This window comes from Micromonospora sp. NPDC049580, from assembly GCF_040675595.1.
GTDB lineage: Bacteria > Actinomycetota > Actinomycetes > Mycobacteriales > Micromonosporaceae > Micromonospora.
Window position 1 is genome coordinate 1 of sequence record NZ_JBFAPG010000689.1, and the last position, 2,363, is coordinate 2,363.

2 protein-coding genes are annotated in these 2,363 nt (G+C 70.7%); both read right to left on the minus strand.

Features of this window, described 5'->3' with window-relative positions; all coding sequences use genetic code 11:
• Positions 1-323 (minus strand): C39 family peptidase (locus tag AB0J68_RS31040; RefSeq protein ID WP_363942308.1); only part of this gene is annotated, 323 nt, incomplete at its 3' end.
• A gap of 1,092 nt (positions 324-1,415) precedes the next feature.
• A partial coding sequence (gene uvrC / locus AB0J68_RS31045) for an excinuclease ABC subunit UvrC (protein ID WP_363942310.1) occupies positions 1,416-2,363 on the minus strand: 948 nt, incomplete at its 5' end.

The following is a 2,363-nucleotide window of genomic DNA, read 5'->3' on the forward strand; positions in this document are numbered from 1 at the left end:
ACCGGGGTGATGTCGTTGATGCTGTTGGTGCCGGCCTCGGTGGTGCCCATCTCCTTGGCCATGGCGTCCACGCTGATGTCCTTGCCCTGCACGGACAGGGCGTTACGGGCGGCGGCGGGGCCGCAGTAGTAGAAGTTGGGCTGGGCTTCGTAGCGCACACCCAGCTGACGCTCACCCGAGGGCTTGCGGTCGGCCTGGGTCTGCGACGCGGGCTTGGCCTCGGACGCGGCGTAGGCGGTGGTGACGGGGCCGGCGATGGCGCCGCCGGTGAAGGCGAGGCCAGCAGCGGTCAGAGCGGTCTTACGAATCAGATCGGTACGCATGATGGCGTGCTCCTCTGCATGTGGGGGATCCGCGACGACACACAAGCGGGGGACGTGTGCCGAGCGGGAAAGTTCACGGCGGGACCTGGCCCGGCGACCCGGCGGGGGCCTGCACGGGGATGTCCCGGAGGGTGGTGCAACGGCCCGGGGCCGCGACTCATTCCGCATTCCGGACGGCGCCGGCCGGTGGTGCTCGGCGGTGCGGGGATGTAACCGCGGCGGCCGGGCGGGTGTTCCCGGCGGCTGTCACACGAGCCGGGCCAGTGGTGCTGCTCGGCGGTGCGGGGGTGTAACCGTGGCGGCCGGGCGGGTGTTCCCGACGGCCGCCACACAGGCCGGCCAATCGTGGTGCTCGGCTGTGCGGGGGTGTAACCGTGGCGGCCGGGCGGGTGTTCCCGGCGGCTGCCGCGCCACCGAAGCCCGAGGCTCGCGGCGGCATGCCAGGTATAACGACCCCGCCGGGTCCCCGATTCCGCCACCAGCGTGGCACCGACCACGGGACGCCATCGACGAAACCAGACAAACCGCCCACCAGAAACGGACTCCGCCACCACCCGGGGTTGATCGACTCGACTTCGGCGAAGTCGGGGTATCCGGGCGCTCGGGACACCCCGACATCACCGAACCCGAGTCGATCACCTCCGCGCGGCCCTGCGCCCACCTGATGATCGTGCTCGATCCCGGAAACAGGGCCCTCACCCTGCCGGCGAGACCACTACATCCAGGATCGAGCACGATCATGCCCCGCCGAGACGTGCGTGCACGGTGTCCCTCGGTGGGCGACACGCCACTGCACGCCGACCTCCGGGTCACGCCACCACCCCGGGGGTTGATCGACTCGACTTCGGCGATACCGGGGTATCCGGACGCGCCGGACACCCCGACATCACCGAACCCGAGTCGATCACCTCCACGCGGCCCGACCGCCACCGGATGATCGCGCTCGATCCAGGAAACAGGGGCCTCACCCTGCCAACGAGGCCACTACATCCAGGATCGAGCACGATCATGTGGGGCGCGAGGATTGTCGCGGTGTGTCTACGCGCTGGGCGTCGCCCCCGCGCTGCGGATCGCCTACGCGCTGGGCGTCGCCTACGCGCTGGGCGTCGACTCGGCGCTGTCGTCCGCTTTTGCGCCCTTGTCGAGGGCGGCCAGGATCGCCTCGGCGGTGCGTCGACCCACCCCGGGCACCTCGGTGATCTCTTCGACGGTCGCCGTGGAGAGTCGCTTCAGCGAGCCGAAGTGCCGTAGCAGCGCCTTGCGGCGTACCTCGCCCAGGCCGGGGACATTGTCCAGCGCCGACTCGGTCATCCGCTTCGAACGACGCTGGCGGTGGAACGTGATGGCGAAGCGGTGCGCCTCGTCGCGGACCCGTTGCAGCAGGTAGAGACCCTCCGAGGTGCGCGGCAGGATGACCGGGAACTCGTCGTCGGGGAGCCACACCTCCTCCAGCCGCTTGGCGAGGCCGCACAGCGCGACATCGTCGATGCCCAAATCGGCGAGGGCCTGGGCGGCCGCCGCAACCTGCGGGGCGCCGCCGTCGACGACCACCAGTTGTGGCGGGTACGCGAATTTCCGCGGCCGGCCGGTGGTCGGGTCGACCAGGATGCCGATCTGCGGATCCGTGGCGCCGCCGGGCGCGGTCGGGTCGTCGGCGGACTCCACGCCCACCTCGCCCGTCTCGGCCCGCGCGTCGAGGTAACGGGCGAAGCGGCGGCGTAGCACCTCGGACATGGCGGACAGGTCGTCGGTGGCTCCCCGCACGATGAACCGCCGGTACTCACTCTTGCGGGGCAGCCCGTCCTCGAAGACCACCATGCTGGCGACCACGTCGGTGCCCTGGATCTGCGAGATGTCGAAGCACTCGATGCGGAGCGGCGAGGTACGCATGCCGAGCGCCTCAGTGATCTCGTCCAGCGCCTTGCCGCGGGTGGTCAGGTCGCCGGACCGCTTGAGCTTGTGCCGGGCCAGCGCGTCCTTGGCGTTGCGCTCCACCGTCTCCATGAGCGAACGCTTGTCGCCGCGCTGCGCGTGCCGCAG